The following is a 17,525-nucleotide window of genomic DNA, read 5'->3' as shown; positions in this document are numbered from 1 at the left end:
TCATGCACGGCGAATCTCCAATCAAACGTCGCGAATCACGCAAGATCTGGGTGGGTAACGTGCCCGTGGGCGGCGATGCGCCTATCGCTGTGCAAAGCATGACCAACAGCGACACCAACGACGTAGCGGCTACCGTCGCCCAGATCAATCGCCTGGAGGCCGCTGGCGTCGACATCGTGCGCGTGTCCGTGCCGGACATGGATGCCGCCGAGGCGTTCGGCAAGATCAAACAACTGGTCAAAGTGCCATTAGTGGCCGACATTCACTTCGACTACCGCATTGCCTTGCGCGTGGCCGAACTGGGCGTCGATTGCCTGCGGATCAACCCCGGCAACATCGGTCGTGAAGACCGTGTGCGTGCGGTGGTCGATGCCGCCCGCGACCGCGGCATTCCGATCCGCATCGGCGTCAATGCCGGTTCGCTGGAAAAAGACCTGCAAAAGAAATACGGCGAGCCGACCCCGGCCGCGCTGGTCGAGTCTGCGCTGCGTCACGTCGAGCACCTGGAACGCCTGAATTTCCAGGACTTCAAGGTTAGCGTGAAGGCCTCCGACGTGTTCATGGCCGTCGAGGCTTATCGCCTGCTGGCGAAGGAAATCGTCCAACCCTTGCACCTGGGCATCACCGAAGCCGGTGGTTTGCGTTCGGGCACGGTGAAATCCGCGGTGGGCCTCGGTATGCTGCTCGCCGAAGGGATTGGCGATACTATCCGCATCTCGCTGGCCGCTGACCCGGTCGAGGAAGTGAAAGTCGGGTACGACATCCTCAAATCGCTGCACCTGCGTTCCCGTGGCATCAACTTCATCGCCTGCCCGAGCTGCTCGCGGCAGAACTTCGATGTGGTCAAGACCATGAACGAACTGGAAGGACGTCTTGAAGACCTGCTGGTGCCGCTGGATGTGGCGGTGATCGGTTGCGTGGTCAACGGGCCGGGCGAAGCCAAGGAAGCCCACGTGGGCTTGACCGGCGGCACGCCGAACCTGATTTACATCGACGGCAAGCCGTCGCAGAAACTGACGAATGACAATCTGGTGGATGAGCTCGAACGCTTGATCCGCGAGAAAGCGGCCGAAAAGGTCGAAGCTGACGCTGCGCTTATCGCGCGCGGCTGAGCCCGACGGCCCAACGAATTTAAGGATTGATAGTGAGCAAGTCTCTGCAAGCCATTCGTGGCATGAACGACATCCTGCCCGAACAGACTCCCCTGTGGCGTCACTTCGAAGGCACCGTTGCGCGCCTGCTGGATAACTACGGTTACAAGCAGATCCGCATGCCGATCGTCGAGTTCACCGAGCTGTTCAAGCGCTCGATCGGCGAAGTGACCGACATCGTCGAAAAGGAGATGTACACCTTCGACGACCGCAACGGCGATTCCCTGACCCTGCGCCCTGAAGGCACGGCGGCCTGCGTGCGTGCCGTGCTCGAGCACGGCATCACCGGCGGTGGCCAAGTGCAGAAGCTGTGGTACATCGGTCCGATGTTCCGCCACGAGCGCCCGCAAAAAGGCCGTTATCGCCAGTTCCACCAGATCGGTGTCGAAGTGTTCAACCTCGACGGTCCGGACATCGACGCCGAACTGATCGTATTGACCTGGCGCCTGTGGGGCGAGCTGGGCATCCGTGATGCGGTCAAGCTCGAACTCAACAGCCTGGGCACCAGCGAGTCCCGTGGCCGTTATCGCGAGGCGCTGGTGGCGTTCCTGTCCCAGCACATGGACAAGCTCGACGAAGACAGCCAGCGTCGTCTGAAGACCAACCCACTACGGGTCCTGGACACCAAGAACGCTGACACGCAGGCCATCCTGGTCGATGCGCCGAAAATGGCCGACTACCTGGACGACGAATCCCGCGCGCATTTCGAGGGCCTCAAGGCTCGTCTCGATGCAGCCGGCATTCCGTATGTGATCAATCCGAAGCTGGTACGCGGGCTGGATTACTACAGCAAGACCGTTTTCGAATGGGTCACCGACCAGTTGGGCGCCCAGGGCACCGTGTGTGCCGGCGGCCGTTACGACGGTCTGGTAGAGCAGATGGGCGGCAAGCCGACCCCGGGCGTAGGTTTCGCCATGGGCATCGAGCGCCTGGTGCTTCTGCTGGAAACCCTGGAGCAGATCCCGCAAGAGATCTCCCGCCAGGTCGACGTTTACCTCTGCGCCTTCGGTGAAGAAGCCGAATTGGCTGGGCTGAAACTGGCCGAGCGTGTGCGTGATCAACTGCCCAACCTGCGCCTGCAAGTGAATGCCGGCGCCGGCAGCTTCAAAAGCCAGTTCAAGAAAGCCGACAAGAGCGGTGCGCTGTTTGCATTGATTCTCGGTGACGACGAAATGGCCCAGCAAGTGGTAGGTTTCAAACCCCTGCGTGGCCAGGGCGAACAACAAAGCATTGCCTGGGATGCGCTTGCCGCACACCTGGCCACCTGCGTCGTGCAGGGTTGAAGCTGTCTAAACAGCCGATTTAGCGATTAAGGAGTATTGGGGTGTCGAGTACCGAAGACGAACAGCTGGCGGATTTGAAGGACTGGTGGTCACGCAACGGCAAGCCCCTGGTCACTGGCGGCCTGTTGGCGCTGGTCATTGTGTTCGGCTGGCAGGCTTTTCAGAAGTATCAGAGCAACCAGTCGCAAGGCGCTTCGGTGCTCTATCAGCAATTGCTCGAAACCACGCTGACGCCTGACGGCAAACCGGATGCGGCACGTGTTTCGGACCTGGCCGGCAAGCTCAACAGCGAATTCGGCGGCAGTGCCTACGCGCAGTATGGCAGCCTGTTCGTGGCGAAAGTCGCGGTCGACAGCGGCAAGCTGGACGACGCAGCCAGCGAGCTGAAAGCCATTGTTGCCAAACCCGCCAACCCGGCACTGGGTGAAATCGCCCGTCAGCGCCTGGCGCAGGTGCTGGGTGCGCAGAACAAGGCCGATGAAGCCCTGAAACTGCTCGAAGGCGATGCCGACAAGTCGTTCCTGGCCACTCGCGAAGAGCTCAAGGGCGACTTGCTGGTGCAGCTGGGTCGTACCGACGAAGCGAACACGGCGTATCAAAAAGCCAAGGCGGCACTGTCGGATGAAGCGGCAGTCGGTGGCCTACAAATCAAGCTGGACGACCTGGCCAAAGGGGATGCGTGACGTGATCCGTTGGAAACATGCAGCATTGCTGGCTCTGGCCATTCTGGCCGCGGGTTGCAGCAGCAACAGCAAAAAAGAATTGCCACCGGCTGAACTGACCGACTTCAAAGAAGAAGTGGTTTTGCAGAAGCAGTGGAGTCGTTCGATCGGTGACGGTCAGGGCGAAACCTACAACATGCTCGTTCCGGCAGTTGAAGGCAGCACTATCTACGCCGCCGACGTAACGGGCGTGGTGGTGGCGATGGACCGCATGAACGGTGATGTCATCTGGAAAAAAGATCTCGAACTGCCTGTTTCCGGCGCCGTTGGCGTGGGTTACGGCTTGCTCCTGATCGGTACGACCAAAGGCGAAATCGTTGCGCTGGATTCGGTCAACGGTGAAGAGAAATGGCGCGCTCGCGTGTCCAGCGAAGTACTCGCGCCACCGGCCAACAACGGTGACGTTGTCGTGGTGCAGACCCAGGACGATCGCGTGATCGGCCTGGACGCCGCTACCGGTAACCAGCGCTGGTTGTATGACAGCACTCCGGCGGTCCTGACCCTGCGCGGCACCAGTGCGCCGATCGTCACCAACCGCATGGCGGTAGCCGGTCTGTCGACGGGTAAAGTCGTCGCTCTGGACATTTCCAACGGCGTGCCGGTATGGGAACAACGGGTTGCGGTTCCACAAGGTCGTTCGGAACTGGAACGCGTGGTGGACATCGATGGTGGCCTGCTGCTGTCCGGCGGTACGTTGTATGTTGCCAGCTACCAGGGTCGCGTAGCGGCCATCGACCTGGAAAGCGGCCGTCCGCTGTGGCAGCGTGATGCTTCCAGCTACGCCGGCCTGGCCCAGGGTTTCGGTAACGTCTATGTCAGCCTGTCTTCGGGCACGGTAGAAGGCATCGACGAGCGTTCGACCACCGCGTTGTGGAGCAACGACGCTCTGGCTCGCCGTCAACTGTCGGCGCCGGAAGTGTTCTCCAGCTACGTTGCAGTGGGTGACCTGGAAGGTTACCTGCACCTGCTGAGCCAGGTCGACGGCCGTTTCGTTGGTCGCGAGCGTATCGACAGCGACGGCCTGCGTGCCCGTCCGCTGGTGGTAGATAACATGATTTATGTGTATGGCAACAGCGGCAAACTGGAAGCCCTGACCATCAAGTAACAACTATGCTTGGGGGTGATACCCCAGGCGGCTATACCTGTCGGCACGACTGTAGCTGTAACTGTCACTGTAGGAGCGAGCTTGTCGAGGCGTCGAACCGTCGCGATGGACGTCAGGATAATGCTGGCGTCCTGGATGAACGCGGTGTCTGTGCGTTCATCGCGAGCAAGCTCGCTCCTACAGGTACAGGGATCGCAGGCGTGCCGGGGAAGCCCACGAGCACCAGCCGCTGCCTAGCAGCGGCTTTTGTATTTTCTGAAATAACGAAGTGGAGAGCCGCATGGTTCCCGTAATCGCCCTGGTGGGTCGACCGAACGTCGGCAAGTCCACCTTGTTCAACCGCCTGACCAGGACTCGCGACGCCATCGTCGGCGACTTGTCCGGTCTGACCCGTGATCGCCAGTACGGTGAGGCCAAGTGGCAAGGGCGTTCCTACATTCTGATCGACACCGGCGGTATCTCTGGTGACGAGCACGGTATGGACGAAAAAATGGCCGAGCAGTCGCTGCTGGCCATTGAAGAAGCGGATGTTGTCCTGTTTCTGGTCGACGCCAAGGCGGGTTTCACCGCCGCCGACCAGATGATCGCCGAGCATCTGCGCAAGCGTAACAAGCGTTCTTACGTGGTAGCCAACAAGGTCGACAACATCGACCCTGAGATGGCCCGCGCCGAGTTCGCCCCGCTGGGCATGGGGCACGCGATCCCGATCGCCGGTGCCCACGGTCGCGGTATCACGCAGATGCTGGAAACAGCCCTGAGCGACTTCCCGAAAGACGATGACGAGCAGGAAGAAGGTGAGGAAGAGGAAGTAGCCGAAGGCGAAGAAGCCAAGCGCATTCCTGGTCCGAGCGAAAAAGACGGGATCAAGATCGCCATCATCGGTCGCCCGAACGTCGGCAAGTCGACGCTGGTCAACCGTATGCTCGGTGAAGATCGGGTCATCGTCTATGACCAACCCGGCACCACTCGCGACAGCATCTACATTCCCTTCGAGCGTAACGAAGAGAAGTACACGCTGATCGACACCGCTGGTGTGCGCAAGCGCGGCAAGATCCACGAAGAAGTCGAAAAATTCTCCGTGGTCAAAACCCTGCAGGCGATCAAAGACGCCAACGTGGTGATCTTCGTCATGGACGCCCGCGAAGGCGTGGTGGACCACGACCTCAACCTGCTGGGCTTTGCCCTGGAAGCGGGTCGTGCGCTGGTCATCGCGATCAACAAGTGGGACGGCATGACGCCGAGTGAACGTGATTTCGTGAAGATCGAGTTGCAACGTCGGCTGTTCTTCGTCGAATTCGCCGACATCCACTTCATCTCGGCGCTGCACGGCACGGGCGTGGGTAACCTGTACGCCTCGGTACAGAACTCGTTCAAGTCGGCGGTTACCCGCTGGCCAACCAGTCGCCTGACCCAGATTCTCGAAGACGCGGTCACCGAGCACCAGCCGCCGATGGTCAACAGCCGCCGGATCAAGCTGCGTTATGCCCACTTGGGTGGCGCCAACCCGCCGATCATCGTGATTCACGGTAACCAGATCGAGAAGGTACCGAAGTCTTACGTGCGCTACCTGGAAAATACTTATCGCCGTGTCTTGAAGCTGGTCGGTACGCCGATTCGCATCGAGTTCAAGGGCGGTGAGAACCCGTACGAAGGCAACAAGAACTCGCTGACCGACCGCCAGGTCAACAAGAAGCGTCGTTTGATGTCGCACCACAAGAAGGCTGACAAGAAGCGCCGCGATAAGAAATAGGGGCAGCTTCGAGCGGCAAGCTTCAAGTGAAAGCAAAAGAGGGTCCTCAGCGGGGGCCCTTTTTTGTGGGTGGGACTTTGAGGCTTGACCGCTTGCGGCTTGTCGCTTGAAACTTGGGGCTCACCTGCCGAGGCCCACCGATGATCACCAGTAAGTTGCCGAATGTCGGCGTCACTATTTTCACTCAGATGTCTCAGCTCGCGGCGCAGACCGGGGCGATCAACCTGTCCCAGGGTTTCCCCGATTTCGACGCACCGCAGGCGTTGTGCGATGCGGTCGGCCGGCACATTGCCCAAGGCCATAACCAATATTCGCCCATGACCGGTTTGCCGGCGCTGCGTCAGCAGGTATCGGCCAAGATTGCTCGCAGCTATGGCGTGCAGGTCGATGCCGATCATGAAGTCACCATCACCCCCGGTGCCACCCAGGCGATCTTCTGTGCGATTCAGGCAGTTATCCACAGCGGCGACGAGGTGATTGTGTTCGACCCTGCCTACGACAGCTACGAGCCGTCGGTGGAGCTGGCCGGTGGCCGTTGCGTGCACGTGCAACTGGGCCTGAATGACTTTTCCATCGACTTTGAACGGCTCGCGGCAGCCATCACCCCGCGCACTCGCATGATTGTGCTGAACACGCCACACAACCCGAGCGGTGCGTTGATCAGTCGTGCCGAGTTGGACCAGTTGGCGGACCTGATTCGTGATCGCGATATCTATCTGGTCAGCGATGAAGTCTACGAACACCTGGTGTTCGATGGCGTGCCCCACGTCAGTGTGTTGAACCATGAAGAGCTCTATCAGCGCGCCTTCGTGGTCAGTTCGTTCGGCAAGACCTATCACGTTACCGGTTGGAAAACCGGCTATGTGGTCGCGCCGCCGGCCCTCACGGCAGAGCTGCGCAAGGTCCATCAATACGTGAGCTTCTGCGGCGTGACGCCGCTGCAATTCGCCCTCGCCGATTTCATGGCCGAGCACCCGGAACACATCGATGAGTTGCCGGGCTTTTATCAGGCCAAGCGCGACCTGTTCTGTGATCTGTTGACGCCGTCGCGTTTCAGCTTTACCCGGGTGACCGGCACCTACTTCCAATTGGTCGATTACTCGCAGATTCGCCCGGACCTCAATGACGTCGAGATGTCGCTGTGGATGACCCGCGAGCACGGCGTGGCGAGCATCCCGATCTCGGTGTTCTACCAGACCCCACCGCAAGGCCAGCGCGTGGTGCGCCTGTGCTTTGCCAAGCGCGAGGAGACCCTGCGAGAAGCAGCGGCAAAACTATGCGTGATCTGAGTGCATTGCCCAACCTGAACATTGCGCTGATCCAGACCACCCTGGCCTGGCATGACCGGCAGGCGAACCTCGATCACTTCGAGCCGTTGCTGGAGCAGGCGCGGGGGGCGGACCTGATCATCCTGCCCGAGATGTTCACCACGGGTTTCTCGATGGAATCTGAAACACTCGCCGAAGCGGAAAACGGCCCCACCAGCAAATGGCTGCGCGCCCAGGCCGCAAAGCTCGATGCTGTGATCACTGGCAGTGTGATCGTTCAGGCTGGCGACGGCAGCCATCGCAACCGGCTGCTGTGGGCTCGTCCGGACGGCGAAGTCTGGCACTACGACAAGCGCCACTTGTTCCGCATGGCGGGGGAGCACAACCACTACACCCCAGGTGAACGCCAGGTGCAATTCGAGCTAAAGGGTTGGCGGGTGCGGCCCCTGATTTGCTACGACCTGCGCTTCCCTGTTTGGAGTCGCGATGCCCAGGACACCGATCTGTTGTTGTACACGGCGAACTGGCCGGGAGCCCGGCGCCAGCACTGGAATCGCTTGCTGCCGGCCCGTGCGATTGAAAACCTGTGTTATGTGGCAGCGGTGAACCGCATTGGCACCGACGGCAAGGGCTTTGCCTACACCGGCGACAGCCAGGTGCTGGACTTCCAGGGTGAGACCTTGCTCAGCGCCGGGGATGCGGATGGCGTGTTCAAGGTGGTGCTGGATGCGGCAGAGCTGCAGGCGTACCGGACTCGGTTTCCAGCGAATCTGGATGCTGACACGTTCGAATTCACCTGAGATTCTGGTTGTCTGACGGGCTGCCATCGCGGGCAGGCTCGCTCCTACAGGTTATATGAGTACCCTGTAGGAGCGAGTTTGCTCGCGATGAGGCCTTCAAGGCCACCGAAATCACCCGCCCAACAAAAAGGCCCCAAGGTTCACACCCAGGGGCCTTTTGTATTACAGCGACTGCTTACGCCGCCTTCGCCTCAGTCTGGCTCAGCGAACGGTTCAGCGCGCTGAACAGTGCCTTGAAGCTGGCCGTGGTGATGTTTTCATCGATGCCAACGCCATGCACCGCACGCTCGCCGTTCACCCGCAGTTCGATGTAGGCCGCCGCCTTGGCGTGGGTGCCCGCGCCGATGGCGTGTTCGTTGTAGTCCATGATCTCCACCGGTACCGGCAAGCCGGCCACCAGGGCTTCCAGTGCACCGTTGCCCTTGCCGCGCCAGTGCAGATTGGTCTCGCCCTGGCCTTTGCTGGACACTTCCACTTCCACGGCGCTGTGACCGTTTTCCTCCTGCAGACGATGGCTGACCAGCGCATACGGAGTGTTGGCCTGCAAGTATTCGCTGTGCAGCAGACCGTGGATTTGCTGGGCCGTCATTTCCAGGCCCAGGCGATCGGTTTCGCGCTGCACGACCTGGCTGAACTCGATCTGCATGCGACGTGGCAAGCTGATGCCGTATTCCTGCTCCAGCAGGTAGGCGATACCACCCTTGCCCGACTGGCTGTTGACGCGGATGACCGCCTCGTAGCTGCGACCGATGTCGGCCGGATCGATCGGCAGGTACGGCACTTCCCAGAGGGCGTCCGGTTTCTGCTGGGCGAAGCCCTTGCGGATGGCGTCCTGGTGCGAGCCGGAGAACGCGGTGTGAACCAGGTCGCCGACGTACGGGTGACGTGGGTGCACCTGGATCTGGTTGCACTCTTCGACGACCTTGCGCACGCCGTCGATGTCGGAGAAGTCCAGCTCAGGGTTCAGGCCCTGGGTGTACATGTTCAGTGCCACGGTGACCAGGTCGACGTTACCGGTGCGCTCGCCGTTGCCGAACAGGCAGCCTTCGACGCGATCGGCGCCGGCCATCAGGCCCAGCTCGGTGGCTGCAACGCCAGTGCCACGGTCGTTGTGGGTGTGCAGGCTGATGATCACGCTGTCACGACGGTTGATGTGACGGCCGAACCATTCGATCTGGTCAGCGTAGATGTTCGGGGTCGCGCATTCCACGGTGGCCGGCAGGTTGAGGATCATCTTGTGCTCAGGCGTCGGGTTCCACACCTCGATCACCGCGTCGCAGACTTCCTTGGCGAATTCCAGTTCGGTGGCGCTGAAGGTTTCCGGCGAGTATTCGAACGTCCACTCGGTTTCCGGCTGCTGGGCGGCGTATTTGACGAACAGCTTGGCCGCGCTCACGGCGATTTCCTTGATGCCGTCCTTGTCCTGGTTGAAGACGATGCGACGGAAGGAAGGGGAGGTGGCGTTGTACAGGTGAACGATGGCTTTCTTCGCCCCGCGCAGGGACTCGAAGGTCCGCGCGATCAGGTCTTCACGGCCCTGGGTCAGCACCTGGATGGTGGTGTCGTCCGGGATGTGGCCGTCTTCGATCAGAGTGCGCACGAAGTCGAAGTCGGTTTGCGAAGCGGCCGGGAACGAGGCCTCGATTTCCTTCACGCCGACCTGCACCAGGGTTTTCCAGAAGCGCAGTTTCTTCGCCGCGTCCATCGGTTCGATCAGCGACTGGTTGCCGTCACGCAGGTCGGAGCTGCACCAGATCGGCACCTCGGTGATGGTTTTCGACGGCCAGGTGCGGTCCGGGAGGTTGATGGCCGGGAACGCGCGGTATTTCGAAGACGGGTCTTTGAGCATGCTCATCGCAGTAATCCTTGTTGTGTGGGCCGAGAAGAGGCGGCCTGCCCGGTGGAACTGTTCTAGGGGAAAAGCGTAGGACGAGGCGTCGCGATTCAGCCCGGCAGTCGTGCGCTGACTAGGCACAGGCTGCGGTGCTGGCGAAGCTGAATGAGGGTGTGAGAGGTTTTCATGCCCTCAACCCTAACCGCGAGGGGAAAGGATGGCAAGCAGTGGAAAAAAATTGGGAGAAGTTCTGCTTTTAGGGTTTTTGTCGCGATTTTATCGCGGCTTGGAGGGTTTGGGGCGTGGATGATTGCGCTGATGATCTGGCGTCCGCAATTTGGTTTTTGCGTGAGCCTGCTGGCCCCATCGCGGGCAAGCCCGCTCCTACAGTGGTCGGTGGTGGGCACAACTCTTCTGTTCACCCGGCCCCCCTGTAGGAGCGAGCTTGCTCGCGATGAGGCCTGCAAGCTCACCCACAAACTAAGGCTGGAAAGCCCCAATAAAAATCGCCGGATCCACCCGCGCATCATTCAGGCTGACATTCCAGTGCATGTGCGGCCCGGTCGCTCGCCCGGTAGCCCCGACCTTGCCCACCACGCCACCGCGAGCCAGCTGTTGGCCGACCTTCACGTCGATTTTCGACATGTGGCAGAACATGCTGATGAAGCCCTGGCCATGGTCGACGAACACGGTGTTGCCGTTGAAGAAGTAATTGCCGATCAGGATCACCTTGCCAGCGGCCGGGGTTTTGATCGGTGTGCCGGCGGGCACCGCGAAATCCAGGCCGGAGTGCGGGTTGCGTTCTTCGCCGTTGAAGAAGCGGCGCACGCCGAACTTGCTCGACAGCGGGCCGTTGACCGGCTTGTCCAGCAGTAGGTTGCTCGGTGTGTTCGGGCTGAAGGTGCGATAGGCGGCGATCTGCTCGGCCAGTTCGCGCTCGATGCGCTTGAGGTTGCTCTGATCTGGATTGACCTGCTGGGTGTTCTTCAGGGTGATGCGCTGTTCCGGGTACTTCTTGCTGCCAACGCTGAAGTTGAGGGTGCGACCGCCGCTGCTGATGGACTGCACGCCCGGCTTGACCGTCAATGGCACACCGACGATGGCGCGCCAGTTGTCCTGCTCCTTGACCACCAGTACCGGTTTGCCCTGATAACTGGCGGTTGGTGTCTGCGCAGCGGTGCCCAGATCGATCACGGCCACGCCGCCCGGCACCGGTTTGTTGAGCAGCCGGGTGATGTAGCTGTCGGCATGGGCGTTGAAGGTCAGGCACAGCAAGAGCAGCGAAGCTAAAAAGCGCGGCATGGATCAGTCCAGTAAAGAAAGGGTGACGGGCGTCAGGTGATTGTCTTCGACCCGCACTTGCAGTTCGCCTTCGCCGAGTTTGGCTTTCAGGCGCTGGCCGTTGTGGGTTTGCGCGGCGTTGCGGATGGCATTGCCGCGCTCGTCCAGCAGAATGCTGTAGCCACGGCCCAAGGTCGCCAACGGGCTGACCACGTGTAGCGTCTGCATCTGCGCGTGCAGTTGTTGACGGCGATCCTTGAGCCCTTCGCGCATGGCCCGAGGCAAACGTTCGGCGAGGCTGTCCAGGCGTTGGCGCAGCATCGCCAGCTGGCGTCCTGGGTGTTGCCCGGCGAGGCGGGTTTCCAGGCGCATCAGCCGTTCGCGACGGGTATTGAGGCTGCGCTCGAAGGCGCGGCGCATGCGCATGTCCAGATCATCCAGGCGCTGAGCCTGCTGGCGAAGGCGTTCGCCAGGGTGGCGCAGGCGGCGGGAAACGCCTTCGAGGCGCAAGCGCTCACGCATCAAGCGGTCGCGCATGCGCATCACCAGCCGGCGATGCAGGCTTTCGACCTGACGCACCAGATGGCTGGAGTCCGGGGCGAGCAGCTCGGCGGCAGCCGACGGCGTCGGGGCGCGAACGTCGGCGACGAAGTCGCTGATGGACACATCGGTTTCATGGCCGACGGCACTGACAATTGGCGTCACGCAGGCACCCACGGCGCGGGCCACGGCTTCTTCGTTGAAGCACCAAAGGTCTTCCAGCGAGCCGCCGCCACGGGCCAGGATCAAGGCATCGAAACCACGGGCGTCCGCCAGCTTCAGCGCGCGGACGATCTGCGCGGTGGCTTCGCGGCCTTGCACGGCGGTGGGGATCAGCGTCAATTGCACCTGCGGCGCGCGGCGGCGGAATACGCTGATGATGTCGCGAATTACCGCGCCGGTGGGCGAGCTGATGATGCCGATGCGTTGCGGATGCGCGGGCAGCGGCACCTTGCGTTCGGCACTGAACAGGCCTTCGGCGCTGAGCTTTTCTTTCAGGGCATCGAAAGCCAGGCGCAGCGCACCGTCACCGGCGGGTTCCACGGTGTCGAGGATCAACTGATAATCGCCACGGCCTTCGAACAGCGAAACCTTGCCGCGCACCTTCACCGCCAGGCCATCCTTCAACGCCTGGCGCACGCGCTGTGCGTTCTGGCGGAACAATGCGCAACGCACCTGGGCGCCGCTGTCCTTGAGGGTGAAGTACACGTGCCCGGACGCCGGGCGGGCGAGGTTGGAGATTTCGCCTTCGACCCAGATATTGCTGAACACATCTTCCAGCAACACCCGCGCGCGGCCATTGAGCTGGCTGACGGTCAGGACTTCCCGGTCCAGGCCGAGTCTTGCAAAGGGATCTTTAATCATGGGCGCAGTTTAAAGGATTCGCTGAACGGGTAAAGTAGGCGCCGAACTCAAGGATGACACCCAATGAATCTGCTCGAACTGTTACAGCAATGGCCCTTCGGCCTCACGGATTGGCTGGTGATCGGCCTCGGCATTGCCCTGGCCTACATCGTGTTCGGCATCGCTGGTTTTGGCACCGCGCTGGTGGCAGGGCCGATTCTGATTCTGTTCATGCCGTTGTCCAAGATCGTGCCGTTGCTGGTGCTGCTGGATTTCATCGCGGCATTCGGCAACTTGCTGCCTTCGCGCAGGGATGTGGCACGGCCCGAGTTGCTGCGGCTGCTGCCGTGCATGGCGATCGGGTGCACGCTGGGGGTAATTTTCCTGCTGAACCTGCATTCTGATGTGTTGCTGCTGTTGATGGGGCTGTTCATCAGTGCCTACGCCATTTACAGCCTGTGGGTCAAAGCCCGCCCGGCCGAGCTCTCGGCCGCCTGGGCGGTGCCGATGGGCACGATCGGCGGGATGTTTGGTGCGCTGTTCGGCAGTGGCGGGTTTCTCTACGCGATCTACCTCAACAGCCGCCTGTCGAAAGAAGCCGCGCGGGCCACCCAGAGTGCGCTGATCAGTTGCAGCACCGTGGTTCGGTTGAGTCTGTTCGTCGTCGCGGGGGTGTATGCCGAGCTACGCTTGTTGGTGTTGGCGGTGTGCTTGCTGCCGGCCATGGCGCTGGGCTTGTGGATCGGGCGACGGCTGACCATGCGCCTGTCCCGCGAGGCGTTCGTGCGGCTGGTGACCTGGTTGGTGCTGGCCAGCGGGATTGCCTTGATCGGGCGGTACCTGAGCACTTGACCTCTGGGTGTCAGGGATTAAGCTGCCGGCCTTTAGGGCCTCATCGCGGGCAAGCCCGCTCCCACAGGTTTTGTGAACGCCGCTGAACCCTGTGGGAGCGGGCTTGCCCGCGATGGCGTCAGTCCGAACACTGCAAATGCGCCAGGCCCACCCCATGAACTCCCAAAGCATCATCGTCCCGAAAATCTCCACCTTGCCGGTTCACGAGCCCCGGGCTCGGGCAATCGTGCGCTGGCTGGTGCGCAAGAACATCATCCACGAAGAGTTGACCACCTGTGGGCGTACCGGCAACCGCATGGGGCACGCCATTGCCGAGGGGGCCCGCGCCGTGGTGCTGCACCCCGAGGCGCTTCCGTTTGGCGAGCCGGTCAATGGCCTGGAGATCGTCACCAAACGCTGCATTTACACGCCGGCCAAGGGGTTCCTGGGGGAGGCGGGCTGCGCCGAGTGCCGCCAGGAAGTCGGCGAGGCGCTGTTCGAAAGCCTGGAAGACTGGATGCCGGGGCGCACCGATAACTTCACCTGCCCCGAATGCGGTCATGAAGACGACATCAATGGCTTTCTGTTCCTGCAGGAATGCGGGTTTTCCAACCTGGGTTTCATCTTCAACAACTGGGCCGAGGCCGGGTTCAAGCAAAGCTTTCTCGACGAGTTTGCCGACTGGCTGGACCAGCCTGTCAGTTGCGTCAAGGTCGAGCTCTAAACAGGCGCTTTGGGCCGGGAAAAGCTCCGTCGATCACCACATCGAATATAGACAGAGTTTTACATTGAACAGGGCAGGGTGTCTGACTATAATGGCGCGCTTCCATTTTCCCGCTCGGGAGCCCCCGCGATGCTGCGTATCAGCCAAGAAGCTCTGACATTCGACGACATTCTCCTAGTGCCCGGTTATTCCGAGGTGCTTCCTAACGAAGTCAGTCTGAAGACCCGCCTTACCCGTGGCATCGAGTTGAACATTCCTCTGGTTTCTGCCGCCATGGACACCGTTACTGAAGCCCGTCTGGCAATCGCCATGGCTCAGGAAGGTGGCATCGGCATTATCCACAAGAACATGACCATCGAGCAGCAAGCTGCTGAAGTGCGCAAGGTCAAGAAGTTCGAAGCCGGCGTTGTCAAGGACCCGATCACCATCGAGGCAGATGCCACGGTTCGTGACCTGTTCGAATTGACCCGCCTGCACAATATTTCCGGCGTACCGGTGCTGCACGATGGCGACCTGGTCGGCATCGTCACTTCCCGTGACGTGCGTTTCGAAAGCCGCCTGGACGTCAGCGTCCGTGAAGTGATGACGCCGAAAGAGCGCCTCGTCACGGTCAAGGAAGGCGCCAACAAGAACGACGTTCGCGAGCTGCTGCACAAGCACCGCATCGAACGCGTCCTGATCGTCGACGACAAGTTCGCCCTCAAGGGCATGATGACCGTCAACGACATCGAAAAAGCCAAGGCTTACCCGCTGGCCAGCAAGGACGATCAAGGTCGCCTGCGCGTAGGCGCTGCCGTCGGTACCGGTAAAGACACCGGTGACCGCGTTGCCGCCCTGGTCAATGCCGGTGTGGACGTGGTGGTGGTCGACACCGCCCACGGTCACTCCAAAGGCGTGATCGACCGCGTTCGCTGGGTCAAGCAGAACTTCCCTGACGTGCAGGTCATTGGCGGCAACATCGCCACCGGCGCTGCCGCCAAGGCCCTGGCCGAAGCCGGCGCTGATGCGGTCAAGGTCGGTATCGGCCCTGGCTCGATCTGCACCACCCGTATCGTCGCCGGTGTCGGCGTCCCGCAAATCAGTGCCATCGCCAACGTTGCCGCTGCCCTTGAAGGCACTGGCGTTCCGTTGATCGCCGACGGCGGCATCCGTTTCTCCGGTGACCTGTCCAAGGCCATCGTTGCCGGTGCCTCCTGCGTGATGATGGGCTCGATGTTCGCCGGTACCGAAGAAGCACCGGGCGAGATCGAACTGTTCCAGGGCCGTTCGTACAAGGCTTACCGTGGCATGGGTTCGCTGGGCGCCATGTCCCAGGCTCAAGGCTCCTCCGACCGTTACTTCCAGGACTCCTCGGCCGGCGCCGAGAAACTGGTTCCGGAAGGCATCGAAGGCCGTGTGCCTTACAAGGGCACCCTGAGCGCGATCATCCACCAGTTGATGGGAGGCTTGCGTTCCTCGATGGGCTACACCGGCAGCGCCGACATCGAGCAGATGCGCACCATCCCTGAATTCGTGCGGATCACCGGCGCAGGCATGGCCGAGTCGCACGTACACGACGTACAGATCACCAAGGAAGCGCCAAACTACCGGGTCGGCTGACGCCTCCAGCTAGAAGCCACAAGTTACAAGCTGCAAGCGGTGCTGTGTTTGTGCAGCCACCGCGCAGCCTCCGATTACTTGCAGCTTGCAGCTTGAAGCTTGCAACTGCTTTGAGAGTTTTTTTCCATGGCCCTCGATATTCACGCTCACCGCATCCTGATCCTCGACTTCGGTTCCCAGTACACCCAACTGATCGCCCGCCGCGTGCGTGAAATCGGCGTGTACTGCGAACTGCATCCGTTCGACATGGACGACGAAGCGATCCGCGAATTCGCGCCAAAGGGGATCATCCTCGCGGGCGGCCCGGAATCGGTACACGTGGCCGATAGCCCACGCGCTCCACAGGCCGTCTGGGACCTGGGCGTACCGGTTTTCGGTATCTGCTACGGGATGCAGACCATGGCCGAGCAACTGGGCGGCAAGGTTGAAGGTTCCGAGCTGCGTGAGTTCGGTTACGCCCGTGTCGACGTGGTCGGCAAGAGCCGCCTGCTGGATGGCATCGAAGACCACATCGACGCCGACGGCCTGTTTGGCCTCGACGTGTGGATGAGCCACGGTGACAAGGTCACCAAAATGCCTGGCGACTTCCACATCCTCGCCAGCACCCCAAGCTGCCCGATCGCCGGCATGTTCAGCGACGAGCGCGGCTACTATGGCGTGCAATTCCACCCGGAAGTGACTCACACCAAGCAGGGCGGTCGCATCCTGTCGCGCTTCGTCCTCGACATCTGCGGCTGCGAAGCCCTGTGGACCCCGTCGAAAATCGCAGAAGACGCCATCGCCCAGGTGCGCGCTCAAGTGGGCACCGACAACGTGCTGCTGGGCCTGTCCGGCGGTGTCGACTCCTCGGTCGTTGCTGCATTGCTGCACAAGGCCATCGGCGACCAGTTGACCTGCGTGTTCGTCGACAACGGCCTGCTGCGCCTGCACGAAGGCGAGCAAGTGATGGCCATGTTCGCCGAGAACATGGGCGTCAAGGTCATCCGCGCCAACGCCGAAGACCAGTTCCTGAACAACCTGGCCGGCGAAGCCGACCCGGAGAAGAAGCGCAAGATCATCGGCCGTACCTTCATCGATGTGTTTGATGCCGAATCCTGCAAGCTGGACAACATCAAGTACCTGGCGCAGGGCACCATTTACCCGGACGTGATCGAGTCGGCTGGCGCGAAAAGCGGCAAGGCCCACGTGATCAAGTCGCACCACAACGTGGGTGGCTTGCCGGAAGAAATGAACCTGAAACTGGTCGAGCCCCTGCGCGAACTGTTCAAGGACGAAGTGCGTCGTCTGGGCCTGGAACTGGGCCTGCCGTACGACATGGTCTACCGCCACCCATTCCCGGGCCCGGGCCTGGGCGTGCGTATCCTGGGTGAAGTGAAGAAGGAATACGCCGACCTGCTGCGTCGCGCCGACCACATCTTCATCGAAGAACTGCGCAAGGCCGATTGGTACCACAAGGTCAGCCAGGCTTTCGTGGTGTTCCAGCCCGTGAAATCGGTAGGCGTGGTCGGCGACGGCCGCCGTTACGCCTGGGTCGTGGCCCTGCGTGCGGTGGAAACCATCGACTTCATGACTGCCCGTTGGGCACACCTGCCTTACGAATTGCTGGAAACCGTCAGTGGCCGCATCATCAACGAAATCGAAGGCATCTCGCGCGTGACGTACGACGTGTCGAGCAAGCCGCCGGCGACGATTGAGTGGGAATAACCCGCAGCGCTGCATGAAAGAACCGGCTCCGGCCGGTTTTTTCATGCCCGCGTAAAGTGCGAGTTCTTGCGCGGCAGCGGCATGCTATGA

The 17,525-nt window shown here is 61.2% G+C and carries 14 protein-coding genes; 11 read left to right on the top strand and 3 right to left on the bottom strand.

Annotated elements, in window-relative coordinates:
- The first annotated feature begins 2 nt into the window (after positions 1-2).
- The 7 genes from ispG to AB4O36_RS21150 all read left to right on the top strand — a co-directional run bounded on the left by ispG (position 3) and on the right by AB4O36_RS21150 (position 8,079).
- Positions 3-1,112: a flavodoxin-dependent (E)-4-hydroxy-3-methylbut-2-enyl-diphosphate synthase gene (gene ispG / locus AB4O36_RS21180; protein WP_460117743.1), complete on the top strand. Its 1,110-nt coding sequence runs from the start codon at positions 3-5 to the stop codon at positions 1,110-1,112.
- A gap of 32 nt (positions 1,113-1,144) precedes the next feature.
- Positions 1,145-2,434: a histidine--tRNA ligase gene (gene hisS, locus AB4O36_RS21175; RefSeq protein WP_460117741.1), complete on the top strand. Its 1,290-nt coding sequence runs from the start codon at positions 1,145-1,147 to the stop codon at positions 2,432-2,434.
- A 41-nt stretch (positions 2,435-2,475) separates the two neighbouring features.
- Complete coding sequence (locus AB4O36_RS21170) at positions 2,476-3,117, top strand: YfgM family protein (protein WP_460117739.1); 642 nt, start codon at positions 2,476-2,478, stop codon at positions 3,115-3,117.
- Positions 3,110-4,261 carry an outer membrane protein assembly factor BamB gene (gene bamB, locus AB4O36_RS21165; protein WP_460117737.1) on the top strand — a complete coding sequence of 384 codons (1,152 nt, stop codon included), beginning with the start codon at positions 3,110-3,112 and terminating at the stop codon, positions 4,259-4,261. Before AB4O36_RS21170 ends, bamB begins: the two co-directional genes overlap by 8 nt.
- Positions 4,262-4,541: 280 nt before the next feature.
- Positions 4,542-6,011 carry a ribosome biogenesis GTPase Der gene (gene der / locus AB4O36_RS21160; protein WP_460140189.1) on the top strand — a complete coding sequence of 490 codons (1,470 nt, stop codon included), beginning with the start codon at positions 4,542-4,544 and terminating at the stop codon, positions 6,009-6,011.
- A gap of 140 nt (positions 6,012-6,151) precedes the next feature.
- The gene (locus AB4O36_RS21155; RefSeq protein ID WP_460140188.1) at positions 6,152-7,300 is read left to right on the top strand and encodes a pyridoxal phosphate-dependent aminotransferase; all 1,149 of its coding nucleotides are present in this window, start codon (positions 6,152-6,154) and stop codon (positions 7,298-7,300) included.
- On the top strand, positions 7,288-8,079 hold the full coding sequence (locus tag AB4O36_RS21150; RefSeq protein WP_460140187.1) for an amidohydrolase: 792 nt from the start codon (positions 7,288-7,290) through the stop codon (positions 8,077-8,079). The genes AB4O36_RS21155 and AB4O36_RS21150 overlap by 13 nt, the downstream gene beginning before the upstream one ends.
- A gap of 175 nt (positions 8,080-8,254) precedes the next feature.
- Here the strand turns inward: AB4O36_RS21150 and leuA are convergent, their stop codons facing one another.
- From leuA to xseA, 3 genes are all read right to left on the bottom strand, one after another.
- Entirely contained in the window at positions 8,255-9,934 is a 1,680-nt protein-coding gene (gene leuA / locus AB4O36_RS21145) for a 2-isopropylmalate synthase (RefSeq protein WP_460140186.1), read from the bottom strand.
- A 459-nt stretch (positions 9,935-10,393) separates the two neighbouring features.
- Complete coding sequence (locus tag AB4O36_RS21140; protein WP_460140185.1) at positions 10,394-11,215, bottom strand: peptidoglycan DD-metalloendopeptidase family protein; 822 nt, start codon at positions 11,213-11,215, stop codon at positions 10,394-10,396.
- Positions 11,216-11,218: 3 nt separating this feature from the next.
- Positions 11,219-12,598: an exodeoxyribonuclease VII large subunit gene (xseA, locus tag AB4O36_RS21135; protein ID WP_460117726.1), complete on the bottom strand. Its 1,380-nt coding sequence runs from the start codon at positions 12,596-12,598 to the stop codon at positions 11,219-11,221.
- A 63-nt stretch (positions 12,599-12,661) separates the two neighbouring features.
- On the opposite strand from xseA, the gene AB4O36_RS21130 reads away from it, so the two are divergent.
- From AB4O36_RS21130 to guaA, 4 genes are all read left to right on the top strand, one after another.
- Positions 12,662-13,429: a sulfite exporter TauE/SafE family protein gene (locus tag AB4O36_RS21130; protein ID WP_460117725.1), complete on the top strand. Its 768-nt coding sequence runs from the start codon at positions 12,662-12,664 to the stop codon at positions 13,427-13,429.
- Positions 13,430-13,583: 154 nt separating this feature from the next.
- Positions 13,584-14,132, top strand: coding sequence for a sugar ABC transporter ATPase (locus tag AB4O36_RS21125; RefSeq protein WP_460117723.1), 549 nt, complete (start codon positions 13,584-13,586; stop codon positions 14,130-14,132).
- Positions 14,133-14,261: 129 nt separating this feature from the next.
- Positions 14,262-15,731 carry an IMP dehydrogenase gene (gene guaB, locus AB4O36_RS21120; RefSeq protein ID WP_460117721.1) on the top strand — a complete coding sequence of 490 codons (1,470 nt, stop codon included), beginning with the start codon at positions 14,262-14,264 and terminating at the stop codon, positions 15,729-15,731.
- A gap of 126 nt (positions 15,732-15,857) precedes the next feature.
- Positions 15,858-17,435, top strand: a complete 1,578-nt coding sequence (gene guaA, locus AB4O36_RS21115) for a glutamine-hydrolyzing GMP synthase (RefSeq protein ID WP_460117719.1) — start codon at positions 15,858-15,860, stop codon at positions 17,433-17,435.
- Positions 17,436-17,525 lie beyond the last annotated feature (90 nt).

Source organism: Pseudomonas sp. S2_E01 (genome assembly GCF_054668365.1).
The sequence above is the reverse complement of the archived record's forward strand: the minus strand, read 5'-3'. Positions and strand labels throughout refer to the sequence as shown.